Source organism: Mycobacterium sp. 852002-51057_SCH5723018, from assembly GCF_001667035.1.
Lineage (GTDB): Bacteria > Actinomycetota > Actinomycetes > Mycobacteriales > Mycobacteriaceae > Mycobacterium.
On record NZ_LZIR01000041.1, the window covers coordinates 36177 to 54760 of the forward strand.

At 65.8% G+C, this 18584-nt stretch carries 21 protein-coding genes; 11 read left to right on the top strand and 10 right to left on the bottom strand.

What is annotated here, in order from left to right; genetic code table 11:
* The 9 genes from A5764_RS10060 to A5764_RS10100 all read right to left on the bottom strand — a co-directional run bounded on the left by A5764_RS10060 (nt 1) and on the right by A5764_RS10100 (nt 7822).
* Complete coding sequence (locus A5764_RS10060) at nt 1–315, bottom strand: DUF1330 domain-containing protein (protein ID WP_067112451.1); 315 nt, start codon at nt 313–315, stop codon at nt 1–3.
* Nucleotides 316–334: 19 nt separating this feature from the next.
* Nucleotides 335–529 (bottom strand): ferredoxin, encoded by a 195-nt coding sequence (locus A5764_RS10065; protein ID WP_067112454.1) that lies wholly within the window; start codon nt 527–529, stop codon nt 335–337.
* A complete protein-coding gene (locus tag A5764_RS10070) occupies nt 526–1800 on the bottom strand; it encodes a cytochrome P450 (RefSeq protein WP_067112457.1) in 1275 nt (424 codons plus the stop codon). The genes A5764_RS10065 and A5764_RS10070 overlap by 4 nt, the downstream gene beginning before the upstream one ends.
* Nucleotides 1801–1975: 175 nt before the next feature.
* Nucleotides 1976–2491 carry a hypothetical protein gene (locus A5764_RS10075; protein ID WP_067112460.1) on the bottom strand — a complete coding sequence of 172 codons (516 nt, stop codon included), beginning with the start codon at nt 2489–2491 and terminating at the stop codon, nt 1976–1978.
* Nucleotides 2488–3102: a TetR/AcrR family transcriptional regulator gene (locus A5764_RS10080; protein ID WP_067112463.1), complete on the bottom strand. Its 615-nt coding sequence runs from the start codon at nt 3100–3102 to the stop codon at nt 2488–2490. The genes A5764_RS10075 and A5764_RS10080 overlap by 4 nt, the downstream gene beginning before the upstream one ends.
* A gap of 99 nt (nt 3103–3201) precedes the next feature.
* A complete protein-coding gene (locus A5764_RS10085) occupies nt 3202–4359 on the bottom strand; it encodes a thiolase family protein (protein WP_067112465.1) in 1158 nt (385 codons plus the stop codon).
* Between the two features lie 4 nt (nt 4360–4363).
* On the bottom strand, nt 4364–5173 hold the full coding sequence (locus A5764_RS10090; RefSeq protein ID WP_067112468.1) for an enoyl-CoA hydratase/isomerase family protein: 810 nt from the start codon (nt 5171–5173) through the stop codon (nt 4364–4366).
* A gap of 61 nt (nt 5174–5234) precedes the next feature.
* Nucleotides 5235–6401, bottom strand: coding sequence for an acyl-CoA dehydrogenase family protein (locus A5764_RS10095; RefSeq protein ID WP_067112471.1), 1167 nt, complete (start codon nt 6399–6401; stop codon nt 5235–5237).
* Between the two features lie 122 nt (nt 6402–6523).
* Entirely contained in the window at nt 6524–7822 is a 1299-nt protein-coding gene (locus tag A5764_RS10100; RefSeq protein ID WP_067112594.1) for an amidohydrolase family protein, read from the bottom strand.
* Nucleotides 7823–8175: 353 nt separating this feature from the next.
* Here A5764_RS10100 and A5764_RS10105 point away from each other — a divergent pair, with 353 nt between their 5' ends.
* The 8 genes from A5764_RS10105 (at nt 8176) to A5764_RS10140 (ending at nt 14257) form a co-directional block, all read left to right on the top strand.
* Nucleotides 8176–8715, top strand: coding sequence for a carboxymuconolactone decarboxylase family protein (locus tag A5764_RS10105; protein ID WP_067112474.1), 540 nt, complete (start codon nt 8176–8178; stop codon nt 8713–8715).
* A 6-nt stretch (nt 8716–8721) separates the two neighbouring features.
* Nucleotides 8722–10014, top strand: a complete 1293-nt coding sequence (locus A5764_RS10110) for an aromatic ring-hydroxylating dioxygenase subunit alpha (protein WP_067112478.1) — start codon at nt 8722–8724, stop codon at nt 10012–10014.
* On the top strand, nt 9998–10321 hold the full coding sequence (locus A5764_RS10115) for a hypothetical protein (RefSeq protein ID WP_067112481.1): 324 nt from the start codon (nt 9998–10000) through the stop codon (nt 10319–10321). Before A5764_RS10110 ends, A5764_RS10115 begins: the two co-directional genes overlap by 17 nt.
* A gap of 3 nt (nt 10322–10324) precedes the next feature.
* Nucleotides 10325–11575 carry an amidohydrolase family protein gene (locus tag A5764_RS10120; protein ID WP_067112485.1) on the top strand — a complete coding sequence of 417 codons (1251 nt, stop codon included), beginning with the start codon at nt 10325–10327 and terminating at the stop codon, nt 11573–11575.
* Nucleotides 11532–11978, top strand: a complete 447-nt coding sequence (locus tag A5764_RS10125; RefSeq protein WP_067112488.1) for a nuclear transport factor 2 family protein — start codon at nt 11532–11534, stop codon at nt 11976–11978. Before A5764_RS10120 ends, A5764_RS10125 begins: the two co-directional genes overlap by 44 nt.
* Entirely contained in the window at nt 11975–13072 is a 1098-nt protein-coding gene (locus A5764_RS10130) for an acyl-CoA dehydrogenase family protein (protein WP_067112491.1), read from the top strand. Before A5764_RS10125 ends, A5764_RS10130 begins: the two co-directional genes overlap by 4 nt.
* A gap of 3 nt (nt 13073–13075) precedes the next feature.
* A complete protein-coding gene (locus tag A5764_RS10135; protein WP_067112494.1) occupies nt 13076–13897 on the top strand; it encodes an acyl-CoA dehydrogenase family protein in 822 nt (273 codons plus the stop codon).
* A gap of 96 nt (nt 13898–13993) precedes the next feature.
* Nucleotides 13994–14257: a DUF4190 domain-containing protein gene (locus A5764_RS10140; RefSeq protein ID WP_067112497.1), complete on the top strand. Its 264-nt coding sequence runs from the start codon at nt 13994–13996 to the stop codon at nt 14255–14257.
* Here A5764_RS10140 and A5764_RS10145 read toward each other — a convergent pair.
* A complete protein-coding gene (locus tag A5764_RS10145) occupies nt 14254–15441 on the bottom strand; it encodes an acyl-CoA dehydrogenase family protein (RefSeq protein ID WP_067112500.1) in 1188 nt (395 codons plus the stop codon). The two genes, A5764_RS10140 and A5764_RS10145, sit on opposite strands and share 4 nt — an antisense overlap.
* Before the next feature lie 219 nt (nt 15442–15660).
* On the opposite strand from A5764_RS10145, the gene A5764_RS10150 reads away from it, so the two are divergent.
* The 3 genes from A5764_RS10150 to A5764_RS10160 all read left to right on the top strand — a co-directional run bounded on the left by A5764_RS10150 (nt 15661) and on the right by A5764_RS10160 (nt 18579).
* Entirely contained in the window at nt 15661–16311 is a 651-nt protein-coding gene (locus A5764_RS10150) for a TetR/AcrR family transcriptional regulator (RefSeq protein ID WP_067112503.1), read from the top strand.
* 202 nt (nt 16312–16513) lie between these two features.
* Nucleotides 16514–17716, top strand: a complete 1203-nt coding sequence (locus A5764_RS10155) for a cytochrome P450 (protein ID WP_067112506.1) — start codon at nt 16514–16516, stop codon at nt 17714–17716.
* A gap of 23 nt (nt 17717–17739) precedes the next feature.
* Nucleotides 17740–18579 (top strand): mycofactocin-coupled SDR family oxidoreductase, encoded by an 840-nt coding sequence (locus A5764_RS10160; RefSeq protein ID WP_067112509.1) that lies wholly within the window; start codon nt 17740–17742, stop codon nt 18577–18579.
* Nucleotides 18580–18584 lie beyond the last annotated feature (5 nt).

Genomic DNA, 18584 nt, shown 5'->3' on the forward strand with positions numbered 1-18584 from the left:
TCAGCCTGCGGCCGACGGTATTTGGAAGCCCGACAGGATGACCGCGTTGCAGTCGGCTGCCGCTTGGCGCAGTTTCGCCGCCTTTTGGTAGGCGTCCGACTCGTACCACGCGCGGGCCGCATCCACCGATTCGAATTCCAGTACGACGGTCTGATCGCCGTGCCACGTGCCCTCGACGACCTTGGGAGCGGTGTCCACCGCAAGAACGTTGACGCCGCCCATCGCCGCTCCCGCGGCTTGGGCGTAGGCCTTCATGCCCTCCGGATCCTTGATGGCCTCGGTGAGGATGACGTACCCCTTAGGCCCTTGAGCCACTCGAATCTCCTTGGTCTCGTTAGTCTTGTGTTTCGCTGATCGCCTGTTCGGGGCAGCAGTCGATGGCCTCGTGGGTCGCTGCCTCGAAATCCGTTGGGACATCGGATGCTATCGCCACCGCATATCCGTCGTCAGTCAGGTTGAACACTTCCGGGCAAAGCGTGACGCACACGCCGTGACCGCGGCAGCGCTGGTCGTCGACCGAGACTTTCATGCCGGGGTGAACTCCAGGTGCAGCTCCGTCAGACCCCGCAGGATATAGGTCGGAACGTATTGGTAGCGGCGGTCATTCGCCGGGCCGTGCATGCGTTCGTTGATCCTGATCTCCGACGTTCGGTCGAGCATCCGCTCGATCGCCACACGGGTTTCGGCACGCGCCAGCGGCGCGCCCGGGCAGCTGTGGATCCCGCGCCCGAACGAGATGTGCTGGCGCGCGTTCTTGCGTTCCGGGTCGAAGGTGGTGGGGTCGGAGAACCTGCGCGGATCGCGGTTGGCGGCGGCTTGCACAACCATCACGGTGGTGCCCGCGGGCAGGTCGACCCCACCGACATTGACGGCCACCCGATTCAGGCGGAAGTCGCCCTTGACGGGGCTTTCGATGCGCAGCGCCTCTTCGATGAAGTTGGGGATCAGGCTGCGGTCCCTGCGCAGCTGCGCCTGGATGTCGGGGCGCTCCCCGAGCGTTTGCAACGCTGCGCCGAGCAGCCGCACGGTGGTCTCCTGGCCCGCCGAAAAGACGTTGCTGGCGACGCGAGCCACGTCTTCGATCTCGGGAATGGAGCCGTCAGGGTATGTGGCGGTCGCCAGGCCCGTCAGCACGTCGTCGCGGGGTTCACGGCGGCGGTCGCGAACGTAGTCGGAGAAAAGACCGTAGAGGAATTCGAGCGGGCTGTGCGCCAGCGCTTCCTTGCCGCCGCCCCCGACGCCGCCACCCGAGTGGTGTCGGATGCCTTTGACGAACTTGTCGCGATCCTCCTCGGGCACCCCCAGCAGGTCGGCGATGACCAGCAGCGTGAAGGGGCCCGCGAAGCCTTTGATGAATTCGCCCTCGCCGGGCGCCAGGAACGGGTCGAGCGCCCGGTCGGCGAGCGCCCACATCGCGTCTTCGTTCTCCTTGAGGCGCTTTGGGGTGATCAGCCGCATCAGCAGGGCGCGATGGTTGGTGTGCGTCGGCGGGTCGAGGGTGGGCAGCTGGTCGCTGAACGGAAGCTCGTCGCGGTGCTGCTCGATCAGCTCGGTGACGTCATCGCCCTCGAGCGGTACCGGAAAGCCGGGAAACGGGCCGGTCACCGAGACGCATGAGGAGAACGTTTGGGCGTCGTTCAGCACGGCGCAGGCCTCGTCCCAGCCGGTCACCATGGTGACCCCGTGATGGTTTTCCCGGGTCACCGGGCACCGCTGGCGGAGCGCCTCGTAGAAGGGGTAGGGATCCTCGATGAGCCGACTGTCGCGGAAGAAGTCCATCTCGGTGAAGTCGTTCACCATTGGTTGCTCCGTTCGAATCTCGCCAAGTGAGAATCATCCTCTCAGAGATGAGTATTACATTTCCACACGGCCCGGTCGTCGTCAACGAGAGGCGCCCTCGCCCGATGTGCAATCGGCGACGCGACACGCCGAGGCTGCGTCGCGTCCTGCACAGTCGGCGACGCGGCAACGTGTCTTAGCTGGCGGGAACCAGGTCGGCGGCCACCGATGGGCACGCCAGGAGCCCGCTGCGGAAAGTCTCGAGGTAACCGATCGAGTCATGCGGCACCGCCGCGGCGGCCAGCGCCTTGCCCTTGAAGATCTTCGCGGCCATGGTCAGCCGGTGTTGCACCAGGCCGACGCTGTCGTCCAGCTCCACCGGCCAGCTCTCTCCCCACAACGTCACCTCGGTGACGCCGTGATCGAGGGCCTGCAAGACGCCTTGCCGCACCCGCGAGTCACATCCGAACAGGTCCGCCGCGGCCGCCAGGGCCTGCGGGCGCGGTCGGGACTCCACCGAAGCCAACGCGTCCTCGAGGTCGAGCACCTGGGCCCCCAGGATCTGCAGTGGCCGACGGTCGGGGTGGTCGGCCAGGTCGGGCAGCAGCACGGTGACGTCCCATCCCGCCATCGCCCGGTCGAAGAGCCAACCGCCGGCGAACCGCACCACGTCGACGACGTTGGAGGCGACGACGTCGAGCCGGTACCTCATGTCTGGTCGCTCTTCTTCGGCGGCGCGAAGTCCCGTGCCAGCGCCTCCGCGTACTCCTTGAACGCGTCGGTCAGCGGTATCGAAGGGTCGAGCGACCATATCGTTTCCATTCCGTGGACGAAGGCGAGGATTTCCACCGCCTTGACGGCGGGGTCTATGTCGGTGCGATACCGGCCGTCGGCCTGACCGCGACGGATCAGCTCGGCGACGATGTCGATCGCTTCGCGCTGCCTGGACAGCATGCGGTCGTGCAGCGGAGCGTCGGGGAGGATGTTCTCGACCAGCAACACGGTGAACGTGCCCACCAGCTCCGGCGCCCGCGTGAAGCGATCGGCGACCCGCGCGATCTCGACGAGGAGGTCACCGGCCCGGTCGGCGTGCGAGTCGTCATCGGCGTCGCGCGCGTCGAGGACCGCGTGCAGCAGCTGGTCCTTGGATTCGAAGTGATGCAGCAGCCCCGCCGGGGTGACCCCGGCTTCGCCCGCGATCTGGGCAAGCGTGGTGTTGCGCCAGCCGTTGCGGGTGAGGAGGCGCTGCGCGACGTCGAGGATCCGCTGCTTGCGGTCCTCGCCTTTGGCGAGAAGCGTGTCGTATCGCCGAACGACGGGCAACCGGACTCCCTGAACTAACTCCGCACCGATAGAGATCAACCTACTGAACACACAGTAGGTTGGTTTGCCCGCTGTGACAAGCGTCTCAGCCCAGCCGTTCTAGGAAACGAGCTCGATCAGGGTGGCGTTGGCCGTCCCGCCGCCTTCGCACATGGTCTGCAGCCCGTAGCGGATGCCGTTACTGCGCATGTGGTGCGCCATGCGCGTCATGAGCACCGCACCGGAGGCGCCCAGGGGGTGCCCGAGGGCGATCGCACCACCGAGCGGATTGAGCCGGCGTGGATCGGCGCCCGTCTCGGCCAGCCACGCCAGTGGCACCGGGGCGAAGGCTTCGTTGACCTCGAAGACGCCGACGTCAGACAGCGCGACGTCGGCCTTGGTCAGCACCTTCTCCGTCGCGGGAATGGGGCCGGTGAGCATGAGCACCGGATCGGCGCCGGTGACCGCCCCGGCGCGATAGCGGACCAGCGGCGTCAACCCCAGGCTCACCGCCATCTCCGCCGTGGTCACCAGCAGCGCGGCGGCGCCGTCGGAGATCTGCGAGGAATTGCCCGCGTGGATTACGCCGTCGTCGACGAAGGCGGGCTTGAGCCCAGCCAGCTTTTCGACAGTGGTGCCGCGGCGCACGCCCTCGTCCGCCGCTATGACGTTGGCAACGGTGCCGTCGTCCGTGAAGACCGGAACGATCTGGTCGGTGAAGGCGCCGCCGTCCTGGGCCGCGGCGGCAAGCTCGTGGGATCGGACCGAGTATTCGTCCAGCTGGGTTCGGGAGAATCCCCACTTCTTGGCGATCATCTCCGCCGAGAGGCCCTGGTTGAAGGAGAAATCACCATAGCGCGCAAGGACTTTCGGGCCGTAGGGCATCCCGGTTGCCCTGGCCGCGCCCAGCGGGACGCGGCTCATCACCTCGACACCGCCGGCAACGACGACGTCCTGCTGACCGGACATCACCGCCTGCACCGCAAAATCCAGCGCCTGTTGACTGGAACCGCAAGCCCGGTTGACCGTGGTTCCCGGAACGCTCTCCGGCCACCCGGCGGCCAGGACCGCGTAGCGCCCGATGTTGCTGGACTGGTCGCCGACCTGAGACACGCACCCCCAGATCACGTCGTCGATCATCTCCGGACCGACACCGGTGCGCTCCAGTAGTTCGTTCAGGACGACGGCGGACAGGTCCGCGGCGTGCATGCCGGACAGCCCGCCATTGCGCTTCCCTACTGCCGTGCGTACCGCCTCGACGATGACTGTCTCACGCATGCATCTACTCCGTTTGGCTCGATCGTGATACCGCCCACCGACCAGTAAACGACGGCTCTCGTCGCTCGGCGAAAGCCGCATAGGCGGCCGCCGCATCGGCAGTCGCAAAATTGCCCACTTGCGCGCGCGCCTCGTTCGCCAGCGCGTCGCGCAGGGTGCGGTCAACACCTTCGTTCAGCAGGGCCTTGGTCTGGGCGAGCGCCACCGGCGGTCCGGCCGCGAGCCGGCCGGCCAGCTCTTTGACGAAGGAGTCGATCTCGGCGCCGGGCACCACCCAGGTCACCAGGCCCAGGGCGTGGGCTTCGGCGGCGTCGATCGTGTCGGCCAGCAGCGCAAGCCGCTTGGCCTGTTGCAGCCCAACAAGTTTGGGCAGCAGCCAGGAGCCACCAAGGTCGATGGACAGGCCGCGCTTGGAAAAGACCTGGCAGAACGTCGATTCCGGCGTCGCAACCACCAAATCGCAACCCAGCGCTAGGTTCCATCCCGCGCCGACGGCCACGCCGGTCACTTTGGCGACTGTCGGAACCGGGAGCTCGTGCAATGCCAGCGCCGCGTCGGTCAAGCGCTGCAACTTGTCTTTCGGATGAACGTCGTCGGTCACGGAGATGTCGGCGCCGGAGCAGAAGCTCCCGCCGGCGCCGGTGATAACGAGTGCGCGCACGGTGCGGTCCCGGCCGGCCGCGTTGAGGGCGTCCCGCAACGCGACCCAAAGCTCGGGGTTGATCGCGTTCTTGCGGCGCGGACGGTTCAAGGTCAGTGTGCGCACCCCGTCGCGGTCCTCTGACAACAGCACGGGGCCGTCGGTCGCGGTCACGTCACCATGCCGCCGTCCACCGGCAGCACTTGGCCGGTGATGTACGACGCGGCATCGGTCATCAGTAGCTCCTCGGCAGCTTCAGGGCGTGGGCCCCAAGGAAGTTCAGGATCATCTCCTGGCTGATCGGCGCGATCTTCATCAGCCGGGCCTCACGGAAGTAGCGTGCCACGTGGTATTCCTCGGCGTAGCCCATGCCGCCGTGGGTTTGCAATGCGCGGTCGGCGGCGGTGAAGCCGGCGTCGGCGCACAGGTATTTTGCCGTATTCGCCTCGCGCCCACAGGGTTTACCGTTGTCGTAGAGCCAGGTTGCCTTGCGCAACATCAGCTCGGCGGCGTCCAGCCGGGCCAGCGAATCGGCAAGCGGGAACTGGATGCCCTGGTTCATGCCGATCGGGCGGCCGAACACCTCGCGATCGTTGGCGTAGCGGACCGCCTTCTCCAGCGCGACCCGCCCGATGCCCAGCGCCTCGGCGGCGATCAGCATCCGCTCCGGGTTCAGTCCGTCGAGGATGTACTGAAATCCCTTGCCCTCCTCGCCGATCCGGTCCTCGACCGGGATCTCGAGGTTGTCGATGAACAACTCGTTGGAGCTGACGGCGTTCCGGCCCATCTTGCGGATGGGGCGGACGTCGACCCTGCTGCGGTCGAGGTCGGTGAGGAACAGCGTCATCCCGTCGGTCTTCTTCGCGACTTCGTCGTAGCTTTGGGTGCGCGTCAGCAGCAGGATCTTGTCGGACTCCATGGCTTTCGAGATCCATACCTTGCGGCCGTTGACGATGTAGCGATCGCCATCACGTTTGGCGAAGGTGGTGATGCGCGATGTGTCGAGCCCGGCGCCCGGCTCGGTCACCCCGAAGCAGACATGAACCTCGCCGGTCGCGACGGAGGGCAGCGTGCGCTGTTTGAGGTCCTCAGAGCCGTGCACCACCACGGGTTGCATTCCGAAGATGGACAAGTGAATTGAGCTGGCGGCGTTCATAGCGCCGCCGGACTTGGCGACCTCTTCGAGCAACAGGGTGGCCTCGGTGATGCCGAGGCCGTGCCCGCCGTACTCGGTCGGAATTGTCATGCCCAGCCAACCGCCGTCGGCGATGGCCCGGTAGAACTCGGTCGGAAATTCGTGTGCCTGGTCTTTTTCCATCCAATACTGGTCGTCGAACTTCCGCGCCAGCTCGGCGACCGACCGGCGGATCAGCTCCTGGTCATCGGTCAGCTCGAAATTCATTCCACCGCCGGGCACTTGGGGCGTCTCCTTTCAGCGCGAGCAGACATAAAAGCCCCCGACACGCCGACGAATTTGGCGCTTTTGCGTCTGCCCGCCGGGCGCGGCGCCTGCGTCAGCCTGCCTCAGTCTCTGTTGCCGGTGAGCTCTTTGGCGTTGGCGGCAAAGTCCTGGAACGACGAACCCGACCTGGTGTCCTTGTGGTGGCTGAGGGCCCGGATGGACACGTCGTGCCCCTCGGCGGCCTTGCGCAGGGCACCGACCGTGGCCTGCTCCGGCGTGATGTGGGTGAAGGGGTCGAACGAGTACCAGCGCATCGCGTTCTCGTGCGTGATCTTCTTGATCTCGTCGTCAGGCACGTTGTTCAGGCTCAGGACGTCCCAGAGCTCTTCGGGCGCACCAGGCCACATCGAGTCGCTGTGCGGATAGTCGGCCTCCCAAGCGATGTTGTCGATGCCGATCATGTTGCGCAGCTGCACGCCCACCTTGTCGCTGATGAAGCAGGTCAGGAAGTGCTCACGGAAGACCTCGCTGGGCAGCTTGCCGCCGAAGTTCTGGTGCGTCCACGTCGAGTGCATTTCGAAGGTGCGGTCGGCCCGCTCGAGGAAGTACGGGATCCACCCGGTGCCGCCCTCCGAGAGCGCGACCTTCAGATCCGGGTACTCCTTGATCGGCCTGGACCACAGCAGATCGGCGGCCGCCTGCACGATGTTCATCGGCTGCAGCGTGATCATCACGTCCATCGGTGCGTCGGGTGCCGTGATCGCGAGCCGGCCGGAGGATCCGATGTGCACGTTCATCACGGTGTTGGTGTCGCACAACGCTTTCCAGAGCGGATTCCAGTACGAGTCATGGAAACTGGGATAACCCATCGCGGCGGGGTTCTCGGTGAACGTGAGCGCGTGCACGCCCTTCTTCGAGACGCGCCGCACCTCGGCGGCGCACGCCTCGGCATCCCAGATCACGGGCAATGCCATCGGGATGAACCGCGCCGGGTACGCGCCGCACCACTCGTCGATGTGCCAGTCGTTGTAGGCCTGCACCAGAGCCACCGAGAACTCCGAATCCTCGGTGGCGAACAGGCGCCCGGCGAAACCGGGGAACGAGGGGAAGCAAATCGAGGCCAGAATGCCGCCGGCGTTCATGTCCTTGATGCGTTCGTCGACGTTGTAGCACCCGGGGCGAATCTCATCGAGACCCTGCGGCTCCAGCCCGTACTCCTCTTTCGGCCGGCCGGCCACCGCGTTGAGCGCCACGTTGGGGATCACGGTGTCGCGGAACTTCCACATGTCCGAGCCATCGGGGTTGTGCACCAGCCGGGGCGCGTCGTCGAGGTACTTCTTCGGCAGGTGGTCCTTGAACATGTCCGGCGGCTCGACGGTGTGGTCATCGACGCTGATCAGGATCATGTCTTCTTTGTTCATGGCCATTCCCTCTCGTCGGATCCATCGGTCGCTTGCGCCTAGATCACCGTTTTGAAAACTATCTTCTCCCGAAGCGAGAATCAACATTCAGGGTAGCCGCCCGACCCGGACGGCCAAACCGCCCGCCGCTTCGACCAGGCGTCACGCAGCGGGAAAATCCGTGGTTTCGTCGCGCCCGCGCCGGCAACCGGGGCCGGGCGGGGGCGGCAAAGCCCGCCACCGGTCAAGGCCGCCGGCCGCGGGCGCCGGCATTGACCCGCAGGGCGAATCGTGCAACTCTATTGGTTGGAAATGAGAATCTGATTCTCTTTCACCGAGAGGTGGTAGAGGGGATGCCGAGAGGAGACTGCGGGATGCGCCTGCAGCCGCTGCCGGCCGATGAGTGGGACGAGTCGGTCGAGCAGGCACTGTCCGGCATGCTGCCCCCGGAACGGCGCAACCCCCGGGATGCCGGCACCCTCATGTCCACGCTCGTGCGTCACCCGAAACTTGCCCGCGCCTTTTTGCGGTTCAGCGGCTATCTGCTGTACGGCTCCACTCTCCCGGCGCGCGTCCGCGAGCAGGCGATCCTGCGTATCGCCCATCGGCGCAACTGCGCCTACGAATGGACGCACCACATGAAGATCGCGAAGGAGGCGGGACTGTCGGAAGCCGACATCGCCGCCGCCCGAACCGGTGAGGCGAACGACGCGTTCGACCGCGCCGTATTTCACGCCGTCGACGAGCTGGACGAGAAATCCAATCTCTCCGACCAGACGTGGGCCGCTCTGTGCGAACGGCTGGACGAACGTCAGCGGATGGACTTGATCTTCACCATCGGTGGCTACAACGCACTCGCGATGGCTATCAACACTTTTGGCGTCGAGGTCGAGCCCGACCAACAAGGAAGGTAGGAAACATTGGCCCACTTCGCGAAACCAGCCGCGGGAAGCTGGACTGAGAATTACCCCGAACTGGGGACCGCGCCGGTCGACTACACCGATTCGATCGATCCGGCCTTCTTTGAGGCCGAGCGCGAGGCGATCTTCAAGAAGACCTGGCTCAACGTCGGCCGGGTGGAGCGGCTTCCGCGCACGGGCAGCTACTTCACCAAGGAACTGCCGTCGGCGGGCCCGGGCATGTCGGTGATCATCGTCAAGACCAAGGACGGCTCGGTCAGGGCGTTTCACAACGTGTGCCGCCACCGCGGAAACAAGCTGGTTTGGAACGACTATCCGCACGAGGAAACGTCGGGCACCTGCCGCCAGTTCACCTGCAAGTACCACGCTTGGCGCTACAGCCTCGACGGTGATCTGACCTTCATCCAGCAAGAAGATGAGTTCTTCGACGTCGACAAGAGCCAGTACGGACTGGTGCCGGTGCGCTGCGAGCTCTGGGAAGGGTTCATCTTCATCAACCTCGACCAAAACGCCAAGCCGCTCGCCGACTACCTCGGCCCGCTGGCCAAGGGCATCGAGGGCTACCCCTTCCACGAGATGACCGAGACCTACTCCTACCGGGCCGAGGTCGGCAGCAACTGGAAGCTGTTCATCGACGCGTTCGCCGAGTTCTACCACGCGCCGGTGTTGCACCAGGGGCAGTACACCAAGGAAGAAGCCGCCAAGATCATCAAGTACGGCTTCGAGGCGCTGTACTACGAGCTGGCGAGCCCGCACGGGATGATCTCCACCTGGGGCGGCCAGGCGCCGCCCGCCGACATGTCGATGGTCAAACCCATGGACCAGGTGTTGCGCAGCGGGCTGTTCGGTCCTTGGGACAAGCCGGAGGTCATCGAGAACCTCGATCAGCTCCCGCCGGGCGTGAACCCGAAGAAGGTGACGCAGTGGGGCATCGACTCGTGGCACTTCTATCCGAACTTCATGCTGCTGATCTGGGAGCCGGGCTGGTTCCTGACCTATCACTATTGGCCGACGGCGGTCGACAAGCACATCTTCGAGTGCACGCTGTATTTCGTCCCGCCGAGAAACGCGCGGGAGCGGTTGGCCCAGGAGCTGGCGGCGGTCACGTTCAAGGAATACGCGCTGCAGGACGCCAACACCCTGGAAGCGACCCAGACCATGATCGGCACCCGCGTCGTCAGAGATTTTCCGCTGTGCGACCAGGAAATCCTTCTCCGCCATCTGCACAAGGTGACCGGCGATTACGTGGCCGGCTGGAAAAAGGAGGTGGTCACCAATGGCGCTTCCCGCTGAATTCGCCGACCTGGAGCCCTATCTGGACTGGGACCTGGCCACCGAGCCGGAGCGCTACGCCAAGCGGCTGGCCTCTACGATGACCGAGATGCAGGCGTTCTACGACGCGGCGTTCCCGCGCCTCAACGATGCCATCGAGTTTTGCGACAAGTTCCCGATCGACGACCTGCCGGAAGACGCGCGGACCCTCATGCACCTGATGCAGTCGCTGGTGATGGTGTCGTTCCCGATCGAGGCATGGAAGCAGCCGCGGGTGCCCGACAGCGGCGCGGCGTGGGTCGAACTGATTCGGGAGCCGGTGATCTGACAGGTGCTGACGCTCAAGGCCGCCGGGCTGCTCGACGTTGACGCCGGTGAGATCCTTCGGCCCGGCATCCTGCAGATCGACGGCGACCGGATCACCGGTGTCGGTGGTGACGGCGCCTCGATCCAAGGCGAGCTGATCGACCTGGGCGAGGCGATCCTGCTGCCCGGGCTGATGGACATGGAGGTCAACCTGCTGATGGGCGGACGCGGGGAAAAGCCCGGCCTGTCCCAGGTGCAGGACGACCCGCCGACGCGCCTGCTGCGCGCGGTCGGCAATGCCCGCCGCACGCTGCGCGCCGGGTTCACCACCGTGCGAAACCTCGGGCTGTTCGTCAAGACCGGTGGCTACCTCCTGGATGTCGCGCTGGGCAAGGCCATCGACGCGGGCTGGATCGAGGGGCCGCGCGTGGTGCCGGCCGGTCACGCCATCACACCCACCGGCGGGCATCTGGATCCGACGATGTTCGCCGCGTTCGCGCCGCACGTGCTCGACCTGACGGTCGAAGAAGGTATCGCCAACGGAGTCGACGAAATCCGCCGGGCGGTGCGTTACCAGATCAAGCATGGCGCCGAGCTGATCAAGGTCTGCTGCTCGGGCGGGGTGATGTCGCTGACGGGACCGCCTGGCGCGCAGCACTATTCGGACGAGGAACTGCGCGCGATCGTCGACGAGGCGCATCGGCGCGGGCTGCGCGTCGCCGCGCACACGCACGGGGCCGACGCGGTCAAGCATGCCGTCGCGGCCGGTATCGATTGCATCGAGCATGGCTTCCTCGTCGACGACGAAGCGATCGCGATGATGGTCGAGCACGACACATTTCTGGTGTCCACCCGGCGCCTGGCCGAGGGCATGGACGTTTCGCACGCCCCGCCCGAGCTCCAGGCCAAGGCCGCCGAGATGTTCCCCAAGTCGCGCGCCTCGATTCTGGCCGCCCACAAAGCCGGCGTGAAGATAGCGGTGGGCACCGACGCTCCCGCGATCCCGCACGGTCGCAACGCCGATGAGCTTGTCACGCTGGTGGAATGGGGCCTGCCCCCGCTGGCGGTGCTGCGGGCGGCGACGGTGACCGCGGCGGAACTCATCAATTCCACCGATCGGGGGCGGCTCGCGCCCGGCCAGCTCGCCGATGTCATCGCGGTGCCGGGAAACCCATTGGAAGACATAACGGTTACTCGCAACGTCGGCTTCGTCATGAAAGGCGGGAAGGTCTATGTCGGCACATCAACAAACCAAAAGCGCGCCCACCAGAACTGACGATTTAGTCGAGATCCAGCAACTGCTCGCCCGCTACGCGGTCACCATCACCCAGGAAGACATCGACGGCCTCATCGCCGTCTTCACCCCCGACGGCACCTATAGCGCCTTCGGTGATACCTACCGGTTGGACCGATTCCCGGAGCTGGTGGCCGCCGCGCCAAAGGGCTTGTTTCTTACCGGGACGGCGGTGGTCGACCTCGACGGGGATTCGGCGAGCGGGACCCAGCCGTTGTGCTTCATCGACCATGCCACTCACGACATGCGCATCGGCTACTACCGCGACACGTACACCCGCACCGCCGACGGTTGGCGGCTGAAGACCCGTGCCATGACCTTCATCCGCCGCAGCGGCCTGCACGACTCGGGGCGCCCGCACGCCGTGGGGCGCCCCACGCCGTGAACGTCGAGCAGTTTCGGGCCGACCTGCGTTCGTGGCTCGACCAAAACGACCTGACGCCCGGGCCGGACCACTCGCTGCAAGCCCAGATGCGACAGCTCGCCCGGGTCCACCGGGCCCTCTACGACGCCGATTGGATGCGCTACGGCTGGCCCGTCCAGGTCGGCGGCTTGGGTGGGCCAGCGCTGCTGCGCGCGATCGTCGGCGAGGAGGTGGTAGGCCGCCGGCTGGCCGAACCGGGGCCCTACTCGATGGTGGAAGTGCTCGCGCCGACGATGATCGATTACGCGCCAGCCGAACTCGCTGCGGAAATGGTGCCGCGGCTGCTCAGCGGCCAAGAACAATGGTGCCAGGGCTTTTCCGAACCGGGTTCCGGCAGCGACCTGGCGTCGCTGTCCACCCGCGCGACCCCGGATGGGGACAACTGGATTGTCAACGGGCAAAAGGTCTGGACCAGCTTCGCGCAGTTCTCGACCCGATGCATCCTGCTCACCCGGACGGCACCCGGCCACGACGGGATCACCGCGTTCTTCGTCGACCTGGACACCCCGGGTATCACCGTCCGGCCGCTGCGCACGATGCATGGGGTCGACGAGTTCTGCGAGGTCTACTACGACGACGTGGTGATCCCGTCGAGCCGGATGCTCGGCCGGCCCGGAGACGGGTGGCGGCTGGCGATGGACCTGCTGCCCTACGAGCGCTCCACCTGCTTCTGGCAGCGGATCGCCTACCTGTATTCCCGATTCGACGCCCTCATCACCGAAGCGCAGGACCCCGACGAACACGATGAGTATGAGCTCGGCTCAGCCTATCTCGCGCTGCACACGTTGCGCTGCCGATCCCGCCGCACCCAACACCGGCTCCGCGACGGAGCGCGGCTGGGCCCCGACACCTCCGTCGACAAAGTGCTGCTGGCCACCGCCGAGCAACGCCTCTATGACACCGTCCGCGACCTGCTGCCCGGGGTGCTCGAGCTGGACGACACCCCGTGGCGGTCGGAGTACCTGTACTCGCGCGCGGCCACCATCTATGGCGGTACCGCCGAGATCCAGCGCAACATCATCGCCCGCCGGCTGCTCGACCTCGGGAAGGAGTGAATCGTGGATCCCTCGGCTGACCCAGAATCACTGCGCCTGCTGGGCGATTCGGTGCGAACGACCATGGTTGCGGCCTCGGGCGCAAAGCTCGACGCGGCGCTGACCGACTTGGGCTGGCTCGACATGCTCGACGAAATGCCCGATACCGCAATACCCTTGGTGTTCCGTCTGCTCGGCGAGACCGGGTCGCACGCCCCCGTGCTCAACGACGTGGTGCTGCGCGCTGCCGGCGCCGCGCCGGGCGGTACCCTCCCACTGCCGTTCACGGGTGGCTCCTGGGTGGTGTGGGAGCGCGGCGACGGCGCCAGCTCGGCACTAGACGGCGAGCTGCCGTTAAACCATGTGGCGCACGGCGATTCCATCTCGCCGGTCGCGCTGGGCGTTGGACGGCTGGCAGTGGGCTGGTGGCTGATCGGCACCAGCCGGGCGATGCTGTCGCTGGCGCGCCAGCATGCCGTCGACCGCGTCCAATTCGGCCGCCGCATCAGTTCGTTCCAGGCGATCCGACACCGGCTGGCGGAGACGCTCGTCGCGATCGAGGGAGCGGAGGCGACGCTGGACGCCGCCACCGCGCAGCCGGACGATCCTGTGGGCCTGGCCTCCTTGTTGGCCAAGGCCGCGGCCGGGCAGGCGGCGCTGACCACCGCGCGGCACTGCCAGCAGGTGCTGGGCGGCATCGGCTTCACCGCTGAGCACCAGCTGCATCACCACGTCAAGCGGTCGCTGATCCTGGACGGCCTGCTCGGCAGCGCACGAGAGCTAACCCGGCAGGCCGGAGCGGCGTTGCGCGCCAAGGGATTCGCGCCTCGGTTGGCCCAGCTGTAGCGGCCTAGCCTCCTCGAGCCCCACCGGTCACTTCAATCACCGGACGCCGGGTGGGGCTGCGCTAGACTCGTCTCGCCGCCCAGAGGACAGGACGCGATGAGCCACCCCGACGCACCCCGGAACGAGGTCGGTGTCGCCTCGCTGCTGGTCGGCCTCGTCGCGCTCGGCACCTGTTGGCTTCTGATCGGGGTGCCCTTCGGCATCGCGGCGGTGATCACCGGAGATGTCGCGCGCAGACGCGTGCAGCGCGGCGAAGCAAACAATCCCCGAATCGCCATGGCGGGCATGGCATTAGGGGCGGTATCGATCGCGGCAGGCCTCGTCGCGATCAGTTACTACGCCTGGCTGGACGCCCGCTAGTTTCGCGGCAGACCCAGTACCCGTTCGGCGATGATGTTCCGCTGAATTTCGGAAGTGCCGCCGGCGATCGTCGCGGCGAAGGTGCGCGCGTATCGGTCGAACCAGCTTTGGTAGTGGCTGTCCAGGTCCAGCGCGGCGACCGGGGCGGTGACCGCGCGGTGGACGAGCCCGTCGGCACCCGCGGCGTTCAGCGCGTCTTCGCAGGCACGTTGCAGCGCATCCGAACCGAGCAGCTTGAGCACGGATTGGCCGGGAACGTCCTCTTCCCCGCGAGCGGCGCGGGCCAGGGCAGCCGACCCGAGCAGCCGCATCGCCTGGGCGTCCATCACCAGAGTGGCGTAGCGATCGCGCTCGACCGATCCCGAAGGCTCGAAATCAGCTGTCAGCGCACGCAACAAGTCGACGTATCCCGTCCACAGCATGATGCGTTCGTGGCCGAGGGAACCGGTCGCCACCCGCCAGCCCTCATTGAGCTGACCCACCAGGTTCTCGACCGGCACCCGGGCGTCGGTGAAAAATACCTCATTGAAGTCGACGTCATCGCTGTCACAGACCGACGCGAACGGACGGCACACCACCCCCGGGGTGTCGGTCGGGATCATTAATGCGCTGATGCCCTTGTGTTTTGGCTTGTCCGGATCGGTGCGCACGAAAGCCAACAACACATCGGCGTCATGGGCGCCGGACGTCCACACCTTCTGCCCGTTCACCACGAAGAAGTCGCCTTGCGAATCTGAGTGGCGCACCGCCCGGGTTTTCACGGAAGCCAGGTCCGAGCCCGCGCCGGGCTCGCTCATCCCCAGCGAGGCGGTGATCTCGGCGCGCAAAATCGGCACCGCCCATCGCTGCCTTTGCTGCGCGGTGCCGAACGCCAACAACGACGCCGCGATGATGCCCACGCCCTGCGGATTGAAACTCTGGGAGATACGCCGCCGCCCCAACTCTTCCAAGTACACGTATTGCTGCAACAGCGTGGCGTTGCGCCCACCGAACTCGGGGGGGTTGCCGGGCAGCAGCCAGCCACTGTCGAACAGCAGCCGCTGCCAGCGGCGAGCCCACTCCGGAACATGCGAACTGGACCGGGGCCGCTCCCCCGCCTCCGCGTCGGGCGGCAAATGCTCGTCCAGAAACTCCACAAATTCGGCGCGGAACGCCTCGACGTCACTGTCAAAGGTCAGTTGCACGGCACTCCCGGGAGGGTGGTTTCCGGATTCTCGGTGACCGCGCGATCCGCTCTTACGATTAAGCTTCCGTACACGCGTCTAAGAGAATAGTATTCTCGTCGTGCGAAAGTTACAATCTCCGAAACAGCTTCCGCAAGGGGGTCGAGCGCAGCGATGGCACGGCGTTCTCCGGTAGAGTCCAATCATGTTCTCCCCACGCGGCAATCCCCTGAGCCGCCCGTGACGAACCCAAGCGAAGAGCCGGCCTGGAAGCAGCGCGCCGTCGAGCGGTCCATCAAAACCGCGAAACTGCGGGCGGCTCAACGCGTTCAACGCTTCCTCGACGCCGCGCAGGCGATCATCATCGAGAAGGGCAGCACCGACTTTACCGTCCAGGAGGTCGTGGACCGGTCCCGCCAGTCGCTGCGGAGCTTCTACCTGCAGTTCGATGGCAAACACGAGCTCCTCCTCGCGCTGTTCGAGGACGCGTTGAGCCGGTCCGCCGACCAGATCCGCGCCGCCACCGAAAGCCACACCGATCCGCTGGAGCGGTTGAAGGTCGCCGTCGAGCTGTTGTACGAGGCGTCGCGTCCCGATCCGACGGCTAAGCGACCGCTGTTCACCGACTTTGCGCCGCGGTTGCTGGTTACTCATCCCGCCGAGGTCAAGATCGCACACGCGCCGCTACTGGCGTTGCTGACCGAGCTCATGGAGGCCGCCTGCGACGCGGGCACGCTGCGCGCCGACATCAATCCGAAGCGAGTCGCCGCCATGACCATGCAGACCGTCATGTTCATCGCGCAGTCCAGCGGCGGCTCCGATGACGCGACGGTCCACCCCATCACCGCCGACGAGGTATGGGACTTCTGCTCACGCGGATTCGTCGGCTAGCGGCCGCCGCTCCTCGATCGAAAAGGTGAGCAAATAGCGCACCCGACTTTCGCTGCGAGAATCTGGTTCTCCGATATCTAGAACTGCAAGTAGCCAAAACGGATTCGCCGTTGACACTCGTTGGTCGCTGATGACAGAGTTCAGATGCGGCACGAATCCGCGATCCGGGGGACGCGGTTCCGGCGAGAGGTGATTGATACCCGTGACTGTCAGCGCGGCCAGCGAAATTTATTTCGACCCGTATGACGTCGGGCTGCACGCCGACCCCTACCCGACGTTTCGACGGCTGCGGGACGAGTCGCCGCTGTACTACAACGAGCAGCACGACTTCTACGCCCTGAGCCGGTTCGACGACGTGGACCGCGGCCTGGTCGACTACCTGACCTTCAGTTCGGCCAAGGGCGCGATACTCGAGCTGATCAAGGCGAACATCGCCATCCCGCCCGGCGTGCTGCTGTTCGAGGATCCGCCGATCCATGACATCCATCGCAAGCTGCTGTCCCGGATGTTCACACCGCGCAAGATCAACGAGCTCGAGCCCAAGATCCGCGAATTCTGCGCTCGCAGTTTGGATCCGCTGATTGGCACGGGCCGCTTCGACTTCGTCGCCGACCTGGGGGCGCAGATGCCGATGCGAGTCATCGGCATGCTGCTGGGCATTCCCGAGGAATACCAGGAGGCCGCGCGCGATCGGGCGAACGCAAATTTGCGTACCGAGGCCGGCAAGCCGATGGACACCACGGCCGAACACATGATGAACGGTGAGTTTTTTGGCCAGTTCATCGACTGGCGCGCAGAGCATCCCTCCGACGACATCATGACCGAACTGCTCAACGCCGAGTTCGAGGACGAGACGGGGGCCGTGCGCCGGCTGCGCCGCGACGAGCTGCTGATCTACATCAGCGTCGTGTCCGGGGCCGGCAACGAGACCACCACGCGGCTGATCGGGTGGGCCGGCAAGGTGCTGGCCGAACACCCCGACCAGCGGCGGGAGCTGGTGGCGGACCCGTCGTTGATCCCGGCCGCCATCGAGGAGTTGTTGCGCTTCGAGCCGCCCGCCCCGCACGTCGCCAGGTACGTCACCCGCGATGTCGAGTACTACGGCCAACGCGTGCCCGCGGGCAGCGCCATGATGATGCTGATCGGCGCCGCCAACCGCGATCACCGCCAATTCCCGCCCGACGGCGACGTTTTCGACATTCGGCGCGAATCACGCCAGCATCTGACGTTCAGCGTGGGCACGCATTACTGCCTCGGCTCGGCGCTGGCCCGCCTCGAGGGCCGCATCGCGCTCGAAGAGATCCTGAAACGCTTCCCCGAGTGGGAGGTCAACCTTCGCGACGCCAAGCTTTCTCCGACTTCCACGGTGCGGGGATGGGAGACCATGCCGGCCGTAATCGGCTGAGCCAGTTAAGGAATGAGGTAGCAATGACGGGACGCGTTGAGGGCAAGGTCGCTTTCATCACCGGGGCGGCGCGCGGTCAGGGCCGCAGTCACGCGGTGCGGCTGGCACAGGAGGGCGCCGACATCATCGCCGTCGACGTCTGTAAACCGATCGTGCGGAACACCACCATCCCGGCGTCGACGCCGGAGGACTTGGCCGAGACGGCCGACCTGGTCAAGGGGCACAACCGCAGAATCTTCACGGCCGAGGTCGACGTGCGTGACTACGACGCGCTGAAGGCCGCGGTCGACACCGGTGTCGAACAGCTTGGCCGGCTGGACATCATCGTGGCCAACGCCGGCATCGGCAATGGCGGCGACACGCTGGACAAGACCAGCGAATACGACTGGCAGGAAATGATCGACGTAAACCTGTCGAGCGTTTGGAAGTCGGTGAAAGCCGGTGTGCCGCATTTGATCGCGGGCGGCACGGGCGGTTCGATCGTATTGACGAGCTCAGTCGGGGGACTGAAGGCCTACCCACATTGCGGCAGCTATGTCGCCGCCAAGCATGGTGTGGTGGGCATCATGCGGTCCTTCGCAGTTGAGCTGGGACAGCACATGATTCGCGTCAACTCCGTTCATCCGACGCACGTCAGCACACCGATGTTGCACAACCAGGGAACGTTCAAGATGTTCCGGCCAGACTTGGAAAATCCCGGCCCGGACGACATGGCGCCGATCTGTCAGATGTTTCATACGATGCCGATTCCCTGGGTTGATCCCGTCGACATCAGCAATGCGGTGCTGTTCCTGGCCTCGGACGAGGCCCGTTACATCACCGGCGTGACCCTCCCCGTCGACGCGGGTAGCTGCCTGAAATAGGGTTC